Source organism: uncultured Microbacterium sp. (assembly GCF_937927635.1).
In the GTDB taxonomy this organism is placed as follows: domain Bacteria; phylum Actinomycetota; class Actinomycetes; order Actinomycetales; family Microbacteriaceae; genus Microbacterium.
The window spans coordinates 124,014-139,187 of the sequence record NZ_CALBRW010000018.1 but is presented as its reverse complement, the minus strand read 5'-3'; the positions used below and the strand labels follow the sequence as shown (position 1 = coordinate 139,187).

Sequence of the window (15,174 nt, the reverse complement as noted above, 5' to 3'; positions counted from 1 at the left end):
TCGATCGCGAATACTCCCCTCACCGGGGTATGAAGCCGCACTGAACGGCGGATGAGCGCCCGCTGTGCCCCTACGCTGGAGGCATGCCCGCACCCCAGCTCGCGCTGTTCGCGCTCGCCATCGGCGTCGTCATCGGCGCGGGCGTGGTGATGCTGGTGACCTGGGCGTACCGCGTGCGCGCGCAATCCGTGCAGGAGACCTCCGCCGCGATCCCCGCGGGCATGACCCAGGTGCTGGAGGGGATGGACGACGCCGCGGCCGTGCTGTCGGCATCCGGTCTGGTGGTCGCGGCGACCAGGGCCGCCGCCCGCTTCGACATCAGCGTCGGCACGGTGCTCGAGAACCCCGAGCTGCGCAGACTGGTGCGCGGCGTGCGGGACCGGGGCGTCAGCTCGACGGAGGCGCTGCGCCTCACCTCCCGCGCCACGCTGGACCCCCGCATGGTCTCCGCGCGAGCCAGCGTCGTCGGCCCGCGGCTGACGCTGCTCATCATCCGCGACGTCACCGAGCGCGAGCGCCTGGACCAGATGCGCACGGACTTCGTCTCCAACACCAGTCACGAGCTGAAGACGCCTGTCGCGTCGGTGAGTCTGCTGGCCGAGGCCATCGAGTCCGCTGCCGACGACCCTGACCAGGTGCGCAGGTTCGCCGGCCGGATCACCGCCGAGGCCGAGCGGCTGGCCGAGCTCACGAGCCGCATCATGAGCCTGTCCCGGCTGCAGGCCGCCGAGGGCATGGCCCAGGCCGAGCCGGTCTCCATCGACGAGGTCGTCCGCGCGTCCGTCGAGGCGCATGCCGTGCAGGCCGACTCCGCCGGTGTCGAGCTCACCCGGGGCGGTGACCGCGGCGCATGGGTGCGTGGCGAGTCCCAGGTGCTCGTCGAAGCGGTGGGCAACCTGCTGGCGAACGCCATCGTGTACTCGCCGCGCGGATCGCGCGTGGGCGTGGGCGTGAAGGTCGACGGCGACGTCGTCGAGATCGCCGTCGCCGATCAGGGCATCGGCATCTCCAAGGCAGACCGCGACCGCATCTTCGAGCGGTTCTACCGCGCCGACGAGGCGCGCTCGCGTCGCACCGGCGGCACGGGACTGGGTCTCTCGATCGTCAAGCACGCCACCCAGCGTCACGGCGGCGAGGTGCTGCTGTGGTCGCGTCCGGGAAAGGGATCGACCTTCACCATGCGCCTGCCCCGGATCGACGCACCGGATGCCGGTGACAAGGCCTCCAAGAGGCGCAAGAAGAAGCACAGGAAGAAGACGGCCACAGCGCGCACCCGCAGGGATGACGCGCGCCGTGATGCCACCAGGAACGGAGACCCCGCATGACCCGCATCCTGCTCGTCGAGGATGAGCCCGACCTGGCCGACCCGCTGGCGTACCTGCTGCGCCGGGAGGGGTACGAGGTGGAGATCGGCGAGGACGGACCAGGGGCGCTCGAGGCGTTCCGGGAGCGCGGAGCCGACATCATCCTGCTCGATCTCATGCTCCCCGGCATGCCGGGCACCGAGGTGTGCCGCCAGGTGCGCCAGACCTCGTCCGTGCCGATCATCATGCTCACCGCGAAGGACTCCGAGGTGGACATCGTCGTCGGGCTGGAGCTGGGCGCCGACGACTACATCACCAAGCCGTACTCATCGCGCGAGCTGCTGGCGCGCATGCGCGCCGTGCTGCGCCGCGCGGCGCAGGCGGAGGCCGAGCTGGATGAGCGTGTCCTGGACGGCGGACGGGTGCGGTTGGACATCGACCGGCACGCCGTGTCGGTCGACGGCGGCGAGATCAGCATGCCGCTGAAGGAGTTCGAACTCCTCGAGGTGCTCATGCGCAACGCCGGACGTGTGCTCACGCGCGGCCAGCTCATCGACCGGGTGTGGGGGAGTGACTACTTCGGCGACACCAAGACGCTGGACGTGCACATCAAGCGCATCCGCTCCCGCATCGAGAAGGATCCAGGCCACCCCGTGATGCTGGTGACCGTGCGCGGACTGGGCTACCGTTTCGAGGCCTGAGGGCCTTCGCTCCGGAATACGGAAGAGGCCGGTCCGTGCGGACCGGCCTCTTGCCGTGGAGTCTGGATCGCCGTCAGGACGCGGGCGTCTCGGTGGGCGTCGGCGTGCCGGCGGGCTCGAGAGTCGGCTTCGGTGAGGGCACCAGGTCCTTGTAGAACGGCTCGGTGCCGTCGAGCACGGGGATCTTGACGGGCTCGGCGTCGTCGCCGCCGGACTGGAACAGCACCTCGACGGTGGCGCCGGGCTTGACGTCCAGGCCCTCGATCAGCAGCGGATCCTCGTCGGCGCCGAGGCTGACGCGCTCACCGGCGGGCACGCGCACGGTGTACTGGTGGCCCTTGACGTCGATGGCGACGGACGCGCTCTTGTCGCTCTCGTTGACGAGGGCTGCGACGAGGTTGCCGTCCGAGCCGTCATCGGTGGCGACGATCAGCGCGTTGCGCACGACCACGGGACCGCCCGTCGACGGGACGTTCACGCCGTCGCTGACCGCGGAGATGTTCGCGGTGTCCTGCGGAGTGATGAACGTGCAGCCCGCGGTGCCGAGCATGACGGCTGCGCCGAGTGCGACGGCGGCGATGAGACGCGGAGCGATGGACGCAGCAGAGCGCGAGTTCACGGATCCTCCTGATATGCGACGGGTGTCCTGCTCAAGTGTAGTGGGTTCGGGGCGCTCCCACGGGACGGAGACCGGCGCGGGGCGCGTCGGCGCGAACTTTAGTGCATAACTCCTGTGGTATTCTGGAGATTGCCGAAAGGACACGTTTTTATGCTTTTTGAGGTTGGCGAAACCGTCGTCTATCCGCACCACGGGGCTGCGACGATCATCGAGGTCAAGGACCGCGTGATCAAGGGAGAGACGAAGAAGTATCTGAAGCTGAACGTCACGCAGGGCGATCTCATCATCGAGGTCCCCGCCGAGAACGTCGACCTGGTCGGCGTTCGCGACGTCATCGGCCAGGAGGGGCTCGACCACGTCTTCGAGGTGCTGCGCGCACCCTTCACCGAGGAGCCGACCAACTGGTCGCGTCGCTACAAGGCGAACCTCGAGAAGCTGGCGTCGGGGGATGTCATCAAGGTGAGCGAGGTCGTCCGCGACCTGTGGCGCCGCGATCAGGATCGCGGGCTGTCGGCCGGTGAGAAGCGGATGCTGGCGAAGGCTCGCCAGATCCTCGTCTCCGAGCTCGCGCTCGCCGAGAAGATCGACGAGGAGAAGGCCGGCGAGCTGCTCGACGAGGTGCTCGCCTCCTGAGCGCACGTCGCTCAAGACCGGAGTTCGAATGAGGGCGGATGCTGCGGCATCCGCCCTCATCGCGTCTGCAGGCGCTCGGAGCCGCACGGTACCGTGAGAGCGTGACAGCAGCACCCACCACAGCGATCATCGTCGTCGCCGCCGGATCCGGCACCAGGCTCGGCGCCGGCGCACCGAAGGCGCTCGTCGACCTGGACGGCCGCTCCGTGCTGCGGCACGCCCTGGACGGCGTGTTCGCCGCAGCACCCATGCAGGTGATCGTGGTCGCCCCGGCCGGGTACGAGCAGGACGTGGCGGACGAGCTGGCGGATGCCGCCGGGGAGCGCGCCGGCTCCACGCGCGTGGTCACCGGCGGCGCGACCAGGCAGCAGTCCGTCGCAGCGGGACTTGCGGCGCTGGATGCCGGCATCTGCACCGTGCTCGTGCACGACGCCGCTCGCGCCCTCACACCGCCGGCCCAGATCGACGCAGTGGCGGAGTCCGTGACGGATGCCGGGATCCTCCCCGTTCTGCCGGTCGTGGACACGCTCAAGCGGGTGGACGGCGATGTCGTCCTCGCGGCGGTCGACCGCTCCGTGCTGGCCGCGGCCCAGACGCCGCAGGGGTTCCCGCGTCAGGCGCTGGATGCCGCGTACGCGCGGGCGCGCGCGTCAGCGGACGAGCACACCGACGACGCCGCGCTGTTCGCCGCGGCCGGGGGAGAGGTGCGCAGCATCCGCGGTTCCGAGCGCGCGTTCAAGATCACCACCCCGGCCGACCTGCAGCGCGCGCGCACGCTGCTGATGCCGGCGCCTGCGGCGCCGAGGATCGGGATCGGCACCGATGTGCACGCGTTCGGCGGCGAGGGGAACCTGTGGCTGGCGGGGCTGGAATGGCCGGGTGAGCAGCCGCTGTCCGGACACTCCGACGGCGACGCCGTCACGCACGCCATCGTCGACGCGCTACTGGGCGCGGCGGGCCTGGGCGACATCGGAACGCACTTCGGCACCGCGCATCCCGAGTACGCCGGCGCGCACGCCGATGTCTTCCTGGGCCGCACCGCGCGGATGCTGGCGGATGCCGGCTTCACGATCGGCAACGTCTCCGTGCAGTTCCAGGGCAACCGCCCGCGCTTCTCGGCCCGTCGCGTCGAGGCCGAGCGCGCCCTCTCCCAGGCCCTGGGCGGGGCATCCGTCTCGGTCTCGGCGACCACCACCGACGGGCTGGGCTTCCCCGGTCGTGGCGAGGGCATCGCCGTCACCGCCGTCGCGCTGGTGCTGCCGCAGCGCTGAGCGCGGAACTGCCAGGTACGCAGGACGCCGCCCCGGTAGTCTTGTGCGGTGACGATCCGCCTGTATGACACCCGCGCACAGCTGCTGCGCGACTTCGTTCCGCTCGACTCCTCGAACGTGACGATGTACGTCTGCGGGCCCACAGTGCAGTCCGGCCCCCACATCGGGCACGTCCGCGCGGCGCTGAGCTTCGACATCCTGCGCCGCTGGCTTGCGCACCGCTTCGGGCGGGTCACCTTCGTGCGCAACGTCACCGACATCGACGACAAGATCCTCGTGAACGCCACCGAGACCGAGCCCTGGTGGGCGCTGGCATACCGGATGGAGAAGGAGTTCACCGCAGCATATGCCGCCGTCGGCATCCTTCCCCCCACCTACGAGCCGCGCGCGACCGGGTTCATCCCGCAGATGCACGCACTGATCGCCGAGCTCATCGACCGCGGGCACGCGTACGCGGCTCCCGACGGCTCGGGCGACGTGTACTTCGACGTGCGCTCCTGGCCCGACTACGGGTCGCTCACGCATCAGGGCGTGGATGCCATGGAGCCGGCCGCCGACGCGGATCCGCGCGGCAAGCGCAACCCGCAGGACTTCGCCCTGTGGAAGGGTGCCAAGGCCGACGAGCCGGCGGATGCGGTGTGGCCGTCGCCCTGGGGCGCCGGGCGTCCCGGATGGCACATCGAGTGCTCGGCGATGTCCAAGCGGTACCTCGGCGCGGAGTTCGACATCCACGGCGGCGGCCTCGACCTGCGCTTCCCGCATCACGAGAACGAGCTCGCACAGTCCACCGCAGCCGGAGACGGCTTCGCACGGTACTGGGTGCACAACGGCCTGGTGACCGTCGGCGGGCAGAAGATGTCGAAGTCGCTGGGCAACTTCACCCTGGCATCCGACTTCCTGGACGGCGTGGATCCGCTGGTGGCGCGCTACGCGCTGGCCGCAGCGCACTACCGGTCGAGTCTGGACCTCGGTGAGTCGACGCTGGCGGAGGCGGAGGCGGCGCTCGGCCGCATCCGCGGGTTCGTGGAGCGCGCGCAGCGCTCGGGCGACGACGTCGAGGCTGCCGCCGTGCCGGATGCCTTCGCCGAGGCGATGGACGACGACCTGGGCGTGCCGCAGGCACTGGCCGTGCTGCATGAGACCGTGCGCGCGGGCAACGCCGCGCTGGACCGCGGTGATGCGGATGCCGCGCGCCGGGCGCTCGCCGAGGTGACCGCCATGACGGCGGTGCTCGGCATCGACGAGATCCCCGGCGCGAGCGAGGAAGCGGATGCCTCGGCATCCGCACTGGACGCGCTCGTGCAGACGATGATCGACCAGCGCGCGCAGGCGCGCGCCGACAAGGACTGGGCCGCGGCGGATCGCATCCGCGATGCGATCGCCGCGGCGGGAATCACTCTGGAGGACACTCCGGACGGAACGCATTGGAGTATCGATGGTTAAGCCCGGCCGCCCCGGAGCGGGCAACAGCAAGAAGAAGGGCGCCTCGAAGGGCACCGGCGGCCTCGGCCGCAAGGCGCTCGAGGGTCGTGGCCCCACGCCGAAGGCGGAGGACCGCAGCTGGCACGTCGCCGGCAAGCGCAAGGCCGCCCAGGAGCGGTACGCCGCAGCCGGCGGCAAGGGCCGGCCCGGCGGGTCGCGGTCGCAGTCGAACATGAACCGGTCGGCACGCGGCTCGAAGTCCTCCGACGACACCGAGACCGTCACCGGGCGCAACTCCGTGCTCGAGGCGCTGCGCACGAAGATCCCCGCGACGGCGTTCTACATCGCCCAGCGCGTGGAGATGGACGACCGCGTCAAGGAGATGCTGGCCATCGTCCGGCACCGCGAGATCCCCATGATGGAGGTCACCCGTCAGGAGCTGGACCGCATGGCCGGTTTCGACGGCGTGCACCAGGGCGTCGCGCTGAAGGTGCCGCCGTACGAGTACGCGCACCCGCAGGATCTGCTGGAGAAGGTCATCGATCGCGGTGAGAACCCGCTGTTCGTGGCGCTGGACGGCATCACCGATCCACGCAATCTCGGCGCCATCATCCGCTCCACGGCCGCGTTCGGCGGGCACGGCATCATCCTGCCGCAGCGCCGCTCCGCCAGTGTGAACTCGGCGGCGTGGAAGACCAGCGCCGGCGCCGCCGCGCGCCTGCCCGTCGCGCTGGCCTCGAACCTCACCTCGCTGCTGAAGGAGTTCAAGAAGCAGGGCGTGTTCGTGCTGGGCATGGACGGACACGGCGACGTCATGCTGCCGAAGCTGCAGCTCGCCGATCGGCCCGTGGTGATCGTCATCGGCTCCGAGGGCAAGGGTCTCTCGCGCCTGGTTGCGGAGACCTGCGACCAGATCGTGTCGATCCCGATCTCGGCGGCCACCGAGTCATTGAACGCGGGCATCGCGGCATCCGTCGCGCTGTACCAGGTGTCCACGGTTCGCAGCGAACGGGAATAACTCCCGGCGGCGTGGCCTTGTTCCTGACGGACTCACCCGCAGACCCGGAAGGAACGCACATGGCTCGCATCGTCGTCATCGGAGGAACCGGCTACGCCGGCGCGCACATCGCCCGCGAGGCGGCTGCACGCGGCAACGAGGTCGTGGTGATCTCGCGGAAGGCCGCCGACGCTCCCGTCGACGGCGTGCAGTACGTGCAGGGCTCCGTCCTCGACCTGGGCTCGCTGGGCGACGTGTTCGACGGAGCGGATGCCGTGGTCTCGTCCCTCTCGCCGCGCGGCGACATGACCGACAAGGTGCTCGACGCTCTCCGCGGGCTGATCGCCAAGCTGTCCGGCACGCCGACCCGCCTCGGCGTCGTGGGCGGCGCGGGCGGCAGCCTGGTGGCGCCCGGCGGCCCGCGGCTGTTCGATCAGGGCTTCCCCGAGGAGTACAAGCACGAGGCGCAGGTCGGCATCGACTCGCTCGAGCTGCTGCAGGGCACGGATGATCTGGACTGGTTCTTCATCCACCCCGCCGAGGTCTTCGGCCCGTGGGCGGAGGGCGAGCGCACCGGGTCGTACCGTGACGGCGGCGACGTGCTGGTGCGCGCGGCCGACGGCAGTTCCACGATCTCGGGCGCTGACTTCGCGATCGCCGTCGTCGACGAGATCGAGTCGCCCCAGCACCGCCGCGACCGCTTCGCCGTCGGGTACTGAGCCCGACCGGGATCCGGGTTCCGCCGGGTCCTGAGCCTGCCGAAGGGCTAGACCAGGTCGCGCCAATCGATCGCGGCGGTGTCATCGGACACGCCCACCGCTCCCGTGATCACCGGCAGGCTCATGGTCTCGGTGGGCGGGCCCATGATCGTCGCCTCGTCGCGGCGGTGCCGCAGCACGTCGTTGATGTAGCTGGTCAGCACCTCCGCCAGCGGCACGGAGCGGCCCTGCGCCTGCGAGAGGTACCACCGGTGCTCCAGCACCTGGTGGTACACCTCGGCGGGCTCCAGTTTGGCGCGCAGGTCGTAGGGGATGGCGCGCACGACGGGCTCGAACACGCGCGTGAGCCACTCGTGAGCGTAGATCTCCTCGTCGCCCAGATCCTTCTTGGAACGGGCGTGGAACTCGTCCAGGTCGTTCAGCAGGCGACGGGCCTGGTTCTCCTCGACGTCCAGCCCGGTCAGCCGGATCAGCCGACGCTGATGGTGCCCGGCATCCACCACCTTCGGCTGGATGCGCACGGAGGTGCCGTCCTCGGTCGTCACCATCGACATCTCGTCGATGTCGAAGCCCAGCTCGTTGAGCTTCTGCACCCGCTCGGTGATGCGCCAGGCCTCATCGACGTCGAACGACTCCTCGTCCGTGAGCGCGGTCCACAGCGAGCGGTACGACGAGACGATGCCGTCGGCGATCTCCAGCGCATCCACGCCGTGCTCCAGGCGTCCGCCGGCGGCGAGATCCATGATCTCGCCGGCGATGTTGGTGCGGGCCAGTTCCAGGTCGTACTCGCGCTGGCCGGTGGTCAGGCCCTCCTCGTGGAGTTCACCGGTCTCGGCATCCACCAGGTACGCTGCGAACGCGCCTGCATCGCGGCGGAACAGCGTGTTCGACAACGACACGTCGCCCCAGTAGAAGCCGACGTTGTGCAGGCGCACCATCAGCAGCGCGAGGGCGTCCACCAGGCGTCCGGCGGTGTCGGGGCGCAGCACCTGGGTGAACAGCGCGCGATACGGCATCGAGAAGCGCAGGTGCGAGGTCACCAGCGCCGCCGGCAGCGGCTTGCCGTCGCCGTCCACGCGCCCGGCGATCACGGCGACGCGGTTCACGCACGGCACATCGAGCTTCGCGAGGCTGCCCAGCATCTCGTACTCGCGCTGGGCCATCTCCTCGGTGGTCTCCTTCACGGCCACGACGCGGCCGGACAGGTCGGCGAAGCGCACCAGGTGGCGTGAGAGGCCCTTCGGGAGCGAGACGATGTGCTCCGAGGGCCACTTCCCCAGCGGCATCCGCCACGGCAGCGACAGCAGGCCGGGGTCGATCTCGCTGGCGCTGATCCGCAGCGACTGCTTCTTCATGCTTCCTCCGTGCCGTGGAGAGGGGTCGTGCCGTCGGGAGCGGATGCCGCATCAGGGCGCCGCGCCGGAAACGCCGCGGCGCGGGCGACCCGTGAGGATCGACCCGCGCCGCAGTGCCTGATGATCAGGATGCCGAGACGATCGGCTTCTCGTTGAGGCGCTCGCCCGACTCGATGTCGAACAGGTGCACGTGACCGGCGACCGGCGCGAGGGTGATCTTCTCACCGGCGTTGGGGTGGCGACGGCCGTCGACGCGTGCGACGAGGTCGGTGCGCTTGCCGTTGATCTCGCTGTGGCCGTAGAGGTAGCCGTCGGCGCCGAGCTCCTCGACGAGGTCGACGGTGACCTGCAGGCCCTGGCCGTCCTCGGGGTTGACGATGACGTCCTCGGGGCGGATGCCGACGGTGACGGTGCTGCCCTTGGCCTTGGCGACGGCCGATGCCTCGGTCGCGACGACCTTGGTGCCGAACTGCACGCCGCCCTCGGCCAGAGAGAGCTCGAAGAGGTTCATGGCGGGGGAGCCGATGAAGCCGGCGACGAACACGTTGCTGGGGGTCTCGTACAGGTCGCGCGGCGTGCCGACCTGCTGGAGGATGCCGTCCTTGAGCACCGCGATGCGGTCGCCCATGGTCAGAGCCTCGGTCTGGTCGTGCGTGACGTACACGGTGGTGACGCCCAGGCGACGCTGCAGCGACGCGATCTGGGTACGGGTCTGCACGCGCAGCTTGGCGTCGAGGTTCGACAGCGGCTCGTCCATGAGGAACACCTGCGGCTGGCGGACGATGGCGCGGCCCATGGCGACGCGCTGACGCTGACCACCCGAGAGGGCCTTCGGCTTGCGGTTGAGGTACTCCTCCAGGTCGAGGAGCTTGGCGGCCTCGAGGACGCGGGCCGCGCGCTCCTCCTTGCCGACGCCGGCGATCTTCAGGGCGAAGCCCATGTTCTCGGCGACGGTCATGTGGGGGTACAGCGCGTAGTTCTGGAACACCATCGCGATGTCGCGGTCCTTCGGCGGCACGTCGGTGACGTCGCGGTCGCCGATCAGGATGCGGCCGGCGTTGACCTCTTCGAGACCGGCCAGCATGCGCAGCGAGGTGGACTTTCCGCAGCCGGAGGGGCCGACGAGAACGAGGAACTCGCCGTCGGCGATGTCGATGTTCAGCTTGTCGACCGCGGGGCGGGTTCCGCCCGGGTAGATGCGGGTGGCCTCGTCGAACGTAACGGTTGCCATTGTTTCTCCTTCACCGGCAGGTACGTGCCGGACGATCCGTTGTGATGGAAGCGGTGGGCGAACGTCCACCGTGACCCGTCGTCGGGTCGAGATCAGTATGGCATGGCTGGGCGCTTCTGGGTATTTCCCAGACAGCCTCCGTAACATCGAAACCGATGCCGCGCCCGTAGCGGCCACGGGATCACCCGTCCCACACGATCTTTCAAGAGGAACGATGTCGAGCGACGAAACGCCGAACGTCCCTACCGCTCGCAACTCGCGTGAAGCGGTGCGGGAGAAGGCCCAGCAAGTCCACGCGCGGCAGTCCCGCGCGCGTCTGATGCGACGCGTCATCATCGGTCTCATCGTCGCGGTGGCCGTCGGCGCCGTGGGCACGGCGGTGGCCTTCGCCGTCGGCTCCTCGATGTCCAAGCCCGAGCTGAGCCCGAGCGGCATGACCGGCGACGGCGTGACCGTCAACGACGTGACGCTGGCCTCGGGCACAACCGGGTCGGTTCCTGCGGCCTCGCCGTCGCCGACCTCGGCCGCGGCGACGCCCACGCCGAAGACCACCGAGAAGGCGGCCGAGCCGACGGAGATCCACATCTACGTGGATTACCTGTCGGCCGGAGCGTCCGAGTTCGAGAAGGCCAATGCCAGGCAGTTGGCCAGCTGGATCAAGCAGGGTGCGGTCACGGTCACGTACCACCCGATCGCGCTGCTCACCGCCAGTTCCAACGGCACGAAGTACTCCCAGCGAGCGGCATCCGCTGCGGCGTGCGTGGTGACGTACTCGCCCGACCAGTTCTTCGACTACAACCACGAGCTGCTCACCGACCAGCCCAAGGTCGACAGCGACGGACGCACCGATGTGCAGCTGGCCGACCTCGCGGTCGCCGTCGGTGTGCAGAACGTCAAGAAGGTGCGCTCCTGCATCGAGGGCGAGGACTTCGTCGGATGGGCGAAGGATGCCACCGAGCGCGCGCTCAAGGGTCCGCTGCCCGGCTCGAAGAACCTCAAGCTCAACAACGAGGCACTCATCGTCGTGGGCGGCGAGGCCTACGTCGGCGCGCTGAACGACCCGGCGGAGTTCTCGCAGTTCGTGCTCACGACGGCAAGCGACCAGTACTACGGCGCGGTCGACCCGACGCCGACGCCCACGCCGCCTGCCACGCCCGTCCCCAGCGAGACGCCCGCGTCCTGACCCGTGCGTCGCGTGCCGCGTCCGTCGCTATGCTTGTGACGGTTCGCCGACTTAGCTCAGCTGGTAGAGCACCTGTCTTGTAAACAGGCGGTCGCGGGTTCGAGTCCCGCAGTCGGCTCAGTGTGAGCGCTGCATCGCAGCGCCGATCGGAGCAGCATCCCGTCATCGCGGTCGTCCTCTCGACGGCCAGCGCGGAGCGCCCTAGTCTGTGGACGGGGGAACCCCTGAGCCGAGGAGGACGGATCATGAGGATTCGGCGTACGTGGGGAGCGGCTGCAGCACTTGCCGTACTCGTGCTGAGCGGCTGCGCTCAGGGCGGTGCGGGCGATTCGTCGGCAACCGGCGGAACCATCGAGGTGGCCGTGGCGCAGACCTGCGCCACCGGCTCTTCACCGGACTGTGTGGAGATCAACGGCGAACACGTCCGTGTGGCCGACGGCGACTTCGAGACGGTCGGCCTGAAGTCCGTCTCTACGGCCGATGGGCAGTCGGGGAACGCCGTCGAGCTCGAGCTGACCCCGGATGGCGCGGCCGTGCTCACGGCATCGTCCACGGCAGCGAGCAAGGCCGGCGACGACGCCCGACTGGCGATCAAGGTCGGCGACAGGCTGGTGTCCGCCGTGAGGGTCATGGAGCCGTCGACCGACGATCACGTCACGATCGCCCTCCCGAGTGGCGTCACCGTCCAGGAGTTCACCGAGCAGGTCCGCCACTCGTGAGTTCGCGGCGAGCGGGCTGCGGCGAGCACCCGCGCGTCAGAACAGCATCCCGTCGCCGCGGTCGTTCGGGCGGGGCTCGGCGCGCAGGCGCTGGTCGAGGGATGCCGCTGCGAGCAGCGCCTCGTCGATGAGCTCGCGCGACGGCTCTGCACTCAGCCAGTCCTGCGCGAACGCGGTGGGGATGAGCACCGGCACGCGATCGTGCAGCGCGGCAAGGTGCTCGGGTGCGGGTCGCATCACGATCGAGTAGCACGTGGTCCATTCTCCGTCGGGCGTGCGGCCGCGCTGCGTGACGGCGGCCATGCCGAAGGCCACCCCGGCACCGAGCCCGAACTCGTGCCAGATGCGGTCGGGCTTCTGCAGCTCGTACCAACCGGTGGCGGGCGCGATCGCCCGTGACCGCAGCCCGCCGGGCCGGTCCTGCAGGCGTTCGGAGCGCGTGTTGATCGACGGGAACCGCGCAGGGGCGCCGTCGACCAGATAGCCCCACCAGGCGCTCTCCAGCACCGGCGAGTCGTCATCGTCGACGATCACCGGATTCAGGTTGCGCAGGTTCCGACCGGTCGGACGCAGCGTCTCGCCGGCGTTCCTCTCCGCCCAGGAGCGCAGCCCCTCCAGCACGGCCTCATCGGCCTCTGCCAGCAGTTCGGCATCCGTGAAGCGGGGGTCGAGTCCGTAGCTCGCGCACATGCCTGAAGGCTAGCCGCGACCACCGACATCCGTCAGCCCCGACGCATCAGCCCCGGGCAGCGGCTCCCGGCATCCGGCTCAGCACGGCATCGGCATCCACGGTCTTCCGCCGCCCCGGATCGCGGCCCTCCGGTTTGCCGCCGACGTACAGCCAGCCCAGCAGCCGCTCGTCCGCACCCAGGCCGTGCACGCGCGCGACGGGCTCACTGCGGGTGTACCCGCCGGTGCGCCAGATCACACCCCAGCCGGCCTCGTCCAGCAGCAGGCTCAGCATGTGCGCCACACCGGCGGCCGACGCCTCCTGCTCCCAGTGCGGCACCTTCTCGCTGGCGCGGTACGAGACCACCACGGCGATCAGCAGCTCGGCACGCAGCGGTTTGGCCGATGGCTCGGAGTCGCCGTTCGTCTCGGCGATGGCCGCACCCAGGGCGAGCCTGTCGTCGCCGCGCAGTTCGATCAGCCGCCACGGGTGCAGTGAGGAGTGGTCGGCGACGCGCCCCGCCGCCTCGATGAGCGGCAGGAGCTGTTCGCGTGTCGGGGCGTCCGCGGTGACCTTCGACCAGGAGGTGCGCCGCAGGATCGCCTCGAGCGCGCTCACGACTCGTCGGGAGTGAAGGTCAGCGCCAGCGAGTTCATGCAGTAGCGGTCGCCGATGGGGGTGCCGAAGCCGTCGGGGAAGACGTGGCCCAGGTGCGAGCCGCACGCCGCGCACCTGACCTCCGTGCGCTCCATTCCGAGGGTGTGGTCCTCGATGAGCTTCACGGCCTCGGGACGCACCGACTCGTAGAAGCTCGGCCAGCCACAGCCGGATTCGAACTTCGTGCCGCTGCGGAACAGCTCCGCGCCGCATCCGCCGCAGTGGTAGAAGCCGTCGCGCTTCTCGTCGAGCAGGTCACCCGTCCAGGGGCGCTCGGTCGCCGCCGTGCGCAGCACGGCGTACTGGTCGTCGCCGAGTTGCTCGCGCCACTCGGCCTCGGTCTTGTTCACGCTGTAAGCCATGCATCCATTCTCCCCTGTTCGGACGTGTTCCGGGTCGGTGAGAATGGAGGCATGACGGATGCCGTGCGCGAGCGCTTCTCCAGGTTCGCCCTGCACGAGGCGCCGGGTCGCAGCGACGTGTACGCCCGGTGGGCGGCGGGAGTCGTGGCGGATGCCGGGATGCAGGCGCTGCTGGCCCGCATCCCGCCGCAGCATCGGCAGCCGCCCCTGGTGTTCGCCGTGACCAGGCTGCTCGGCGCCGCCGACGGCGACTACGCCCAGTGGCGGGCGTTCGTGCTGGCGCACTCCGAAGAGGTCGTGGCGGAGTGCTCGCAGCGCACGGTGCAGGCCAACGAGCCGTTGCGCATGGCGGCGCTGCTGCCGGTGCTGGGCCTGATCGACGGACCCATCGCACTGCTGGAGCTGGGTGCCGCTGCGGGACTGTGCCTGTACCCGGACCGGTTCTCGTACCGCTTCACGGATGCCTCCGGCGCGGAGCGCGCCCGCCTGGACCCCGCGTCCGGGGCATCCCGAGTCGTGCTCACCAGCGTCGTGCGCGGATCGCTGCCGACGCTTCGGATGCCCGAGATCGTCTGGCGCGCCGGCATCGACCTCGCACCCGTCGACGTGCGCTCGGCCGCTGATCGGGCGTGGATCCGGGCGCAGATCTGGCCGGGGGAGACCGATCGCGCCACGCGCATCGCCGCCGCCGTCGACATCGCCCGGGCCTCCCCGCCGCGGATCCTGGCGGGCGACGCGAAGGCGCGGCTGGCGAAGCTGGCGGCATCCGCGCCCCGCGACGCGACGCTCGTGATCACCACGCCGGGGATGCTGGTCTACCTGCCGCGCGCGGCGCGCGAGGAGCTCATCGCCGGCATCCGCGCTGTGGATGATGCGCGGTGGGTGACCATCGACCCCGTCCGCCTGCACGAGGGATGGTCGGCGGCGGATGACGACGGCTTCGGCGTGGGGCTGGACGGCACGCAGTTGGCCGAGGCCGATCCGCTGGGACGCTGGTGGGAGTGGCGCGCGGACCACGCCTCGGATGCCGCGTAGCCTGATCCCATGCTGGGTGAACTCTCCGATCGCGACCGTGCGATCCTGACGCTGGAGGCGGCGTGGCCGCGGCACAGCGGGATGAAGGAGGAGACCATCCGCACCCAGCTGGGCATGAGCCCCGCGCGCTACTACCAGCTGCTCGCCCGCCTCATCGAGACCGAGGAGGCGCTGGCGTTCGACCCGCTCCTGGTGCGACGGCTCCGCCGGCTGCGCGACGCCAGGGGGCGCCAGCGCTCCGCGCGGCTGCGCGGATTCGTCGGCTGAGCGCGTCAGCCCAGCGCATTCCCCGGATC

At 70.1% G+C, this 15,174-nt stretch carries 17 protein-coding genes and 1 tRNA gene; 12 read left to right on the top strand and 6 right to left on the bottom strand.

The window, feature by feature from the left end:
* Positions 1-83: 83 nt before the first annotated feature.
* Together Q0568_RS09075 and Q0568_RS09070 are read left to right on the top strand one after the other, a co-directional pair.
* Positions 84-1,325, top strand: a complete 1,242-nt coding sequence (locus Q0568_RS09075) for an ATP-binding protein (RefSeq protein ID WP_298865591.1) — start codon at positions 84-86, stop codon at positions 1,323-1,325.
* Positions 1,322-2,005, top strand: coding sequence for a response regulator transcription factor (locus Q0568_RS09070; RefSeq protein WP_298865589.1), 684 nt, complete (start codon positions 1,322-1,324; stop codon positions 2,003-2,005). Before Q0568_RS09075 ends, Q0568_RS09070 begins: the two co-directional genes overlap by 4 nt.
* Positions 2,006-2,078: 73 nt before the next feature.
* Here Q0568_RS09070 and Q0568_RS09065 read toward each other — a convergent pair whose 3' ends face one another.
* A complete protein-coding gene (locus Q0568_RS09065) occupies positions 2,079-2,624 on the bottom strand; it encodes a DNA modification methylase (protein ID WP_298865587.1) in 546 nt (181 codons plus the stop codon).
* A 150-nt stretch (positions 2,625-2,774) separates the two neighbouring features.
* Here Q0568_RS09065 and Q0568_RS09060 point away from each other — a divergent pair, with 150 nt between their 5' ends.
* The 5 genes from Q0568_RS09060 to Q0568_RS09040 all read left to right on the top strand — a co-directional run bounded on the left by Q0568_RS09060 (position 2,775) and on the right by Q0568_RS09040 (position 7,666).
* Positions 2,775-3,257, top strand: coding sequence for a CarD family transcriptional regulator (locus Q0568_RS09060; RefSeq protein ID WP_298865585.1), 483 nt, complete (start codon positions 2,775-2,777; stop codon positions 3,255-3,257).
* Between the two features lie 101 nt (positions 3,258-3,358).
* On the top strand, positions 3,359-4,528 hold the full coding sequence (gene ispD, locus Q0568_RS09055) for a 2-C-methyl-D-erythritol 4-phosphate cytidylyltransferase (protein ID WP_298865583.1): 1,170 nt from the start codon (positions 3,359-3,361) through the stop codon (positions 4,526-4,528).
* 48 nt (positions 4,529-4,576) lie between these two features.
* The gene (gene cysS, locus Q0568_RS09050; RefSeq protein WP_298865580.1) at positions 4,577-5,971 is read left to right on the top strand and encodes a cysteine--tRNA ligase; all 1,395 of its coding nucleotides are present in this window, start codon (positions 4,577-4,579) and stop codon (positions 5,969-5,971) included.
* Positions 5,964-6,968, top strand: a complete 1,005-nt coding sequence (gene rlmB / locus Q0568_RS09045) for a 23S rRNA (guanosine(2251)-2'-O)-methyltransferase RlmB (protein WP_298865578.1) — start codon at positions 5,964-5,966, stop codon at positions 6,966-6,968. The genes cysS and rlmB overlap by 8 nt, the downstream gene beginning before the upstream one ends.
* Before the next feature lie 59 nt (positions 6,969-7,027).
* The gene (locus tag Q0568_RS09040; protein WP_298865576.1) at positions 7,028-7,666 is read left to right on the top strand and encodes an NAD(P)-dependent oxidoreductase; all 639 of its coding nucleotides are present in this window, start codon (positions 7,028-7,030) and stop codon (positions 7,664-7,666) included.
* 47 nt (positions 7,667-7,713) lie between these two features.
* Here Q0568_RS09040 and Q0568_RS09035 read toward each other — a convergent pair whose 3' ends face one another.
* Positions 7,714-9,021: a DUF4032 domain-containing protein gene (locus Q0568_RS09035; RefSeq protein ID WP_298865574.1), complete on the bottom strand. Its 1,308-nt coding sequence runs from the start codon at positions 9,019-9,021 to the stop codon at positions 7,714-7,716.
* Positions 9,022-9,145: 124 nt separating this feature from the next.
* Positions 9,146-10,252 carry a sn-glycerol-3-phosphate ABC transporter ATP-binding protein UgpC gene (ugpC, locus tag Q0568_RS09030; protein WP_298865572.1) on the bottom strand — a complete coding sequence of 369 codons (1,107 nt, stop codon included), beginning with the start codon at positions 10,250-10,252 and terminating at the stop codon, positions 9,146-9,148.
* 319 nt (positions 10,253-10,571) lie between these two features.
* Here ugpC and Q0568_RS09025 point away from each other — a divergent pair, with 319 nt between their 5' ends.
* The 3 genes from Q0568_RS09025 to Q0568_RS09015 all read left to right on the top strand — a co-directional run bounded on the left by Q0568_RS09025 (position 10,572) and on the right by Q0568_RS09015 (position 12,154).
* The gene (locus Q0568_RS09025) at positions 10,572-11,435 is read left to right on the top strand and encodes a thioredoxin domain-containing protein (protein WP_366941384.1); all 864 of its coding nucleotides are present in this window, start codon (positions 10,572-10,574) and stop codon (positions 11,433-11,435) included.
* A 45-nt stretch (positions 11,436-11,480) separates the two neighbouring features.
* Positions 11,481-11,553 (top strand) — tRNA-Thr (locus Q0568_RS09020).
* 127 nt (positions 11,554-11,680) lie between these two features.
* Complete coding sequence (locus Q0568_RS09015) at positions 11,681-12,154, top strand: hypothetical protein (RefSeq protein ID WP_298865568.1); 474 nt, start codon at positions 11,681-11,683, stop codon at positions 12,152-12,154.
* Between the two features lie 36 nt (positions 12,155-12,190).
* On the opposite strand, the gene Q0568_RS09010 is transcribed toward Q0568_RS09015, so the two are convergent.
* From Q0568_RS09010 to msrB, 3 genes are read right to left on the bottom strand one after another with little or no spacing between them, the layout of a single operon-like run.
* The gene (locus Q0568_RS09010) at positions 12,191-12,844 is read right to left on the bottom strand and encodes an SOS response-associated peptidase family protein (RefSeq protein ID WP_298865566.1); all 654 of its coding nucleotides are present in this window, start codon (positions 12,842-12,844) and stop codon (positions 12,191-12,193) included.
* A 46-nt stretch (positions 12,845-12,890) separates the two neighbouring features.
* Positions 12,891-13,442, bottom strand: a complete 552-nt coding sequence (locus tag Q0568_RS09005) for a nitroreductase family protein (RefSeq protein ID WP_298865564.1) — start codon at positions 13,440-13,442, stop codon at positions 12,891-12,893.
* Positions 13,439-13,843 (bottom strand): peptide-methionine (R)-S-oxide reductase MsrB, encoded by a 405-nt coding sequence (msrB, locus tag Q0568_RS09000; protein WP_298865562.1) that lies wholly within the window; start codon positions 13,841-13,843, stop codon positions 13,439-13,441. Before msrB ends, Q0568_RS09005 begins: the two co-directional genes overlap by 4 nt.
* 51 nt (positions 13,844-13,894) lie before the next feature.
* Here msrB and Q0568_RS08995 point away from each other — a divergent pair, with 51 nt between their 5' ends.
* Positions 13,895-14,878, top strand: a complete 984-nt coding sequence (locus Q0568_RS08995; protein ID WP_298865560.1) for a DUF2332 domain-containing protein — start codon at positions 13,895-13,897, stop codon at positions 14,876-14,878.
* A 9-nt stretch (positions 14,879-14,887) separates the two neighbouring features.
* Positions 14,888-15,145, top strand: coding sequence for a DUF3263 domain-containing protein (locus Q0568_RS08990; RefSeq protein WP_298865558.1), 258 nt, complete (start codon positions 14,888-14,890; stop codon positions 15,143-15,145).
* Positions 15,146-15,174: the final 29 nt, after the last annotated feature.

Coding starts and splice junctions, on each gene's coding strand:
- Q0568_RS09075 (WP_298865591.1), top strand. CDS start 84: ATGCCCGCACCCCAGCTCGCGCTGTTCGCGCTCGCCATCGGCGTCGTC.
- Q0568_RS09070 (WP_298865589.1), top strand. CDS start 1,322: ATGACCCGCATCCTGCTCGTCGAGGATGAGCCCGACCTGGCCGACCCG.
- Q0568_RS09060 (WP_298865585.1), top strand. CDS start 2,775: ATGCTTTTTGAGGTTGGCGAAACCGTCGTCTATCCGCACCACGGGGCT.
- rlmB (WP_298865578.1), top strand. CDS start 5,964: ATGGTTAAGCCCGGCCGCCCCGGAGCGGGCAACAGCAAGAAGAAGGGC.
- Q0568_RS09040 (WP_298865576.1), top strand. CDS start 7,028: ATGGCTCGCATCGTCGTCATCGGAGGAACCGGCTACGCCGGCGCGCAC.
- Q0568_RS09035 (WP_298865574.1), bottom strand. CDS start 9,021: ATGAAGAAGCAGTCGCTGCGGATCAGCGCCAGCGAGATCGACCCCGGC.
- ugpC (WP_298865572.1), bottom strand. CDS start 10,252: ATGGCAACCGTTACGTTCGACGAGGCCACCCGCATCTACCCGGGCGGA.
- Q0568_RS09025 (WP_366941384.1), top strand. CDS start 10,572: ATGCGACGCGTCATCATCGGTCTCATCGTCGCGGTGGCCGTCGGCGCC.
- Q0568_RS09015 (WP_298865568.1), top strand. CDS start 11,681: ATGAGGATTCGGCGTACGTGGGGAGCGGCTGCAGCACTTGCCGTACTC.
- Q0568_RS09010 (WP_298865566.1), bottom strand. CDS start 12,844: ATGTGCGCGAGCTACGGACTCGACCCCCGCTTCACGGATGCCGAACTG.
- msrB (WP_298865562.1), bottom strand. CDS start 13,843: ATGGCTTACAGCGTGAACAAGACCGAGGCCGAGTGGCGCGAGCAACTC.
- Q0568_RS08995 (WP_298865560.1), top strand. CDS start 13,895: ATGACGGATGCCGTGCGCGAGCGCTTCTCCAGGTTCGCCCTGCACGAG.
- Q0568_RS08990 (WP_298865558.1), top strand. CDS start 14,888: ATGCTGGGTGAACTCTCCGATCGCGACCGTGCGATCCTGACGCTGGAG.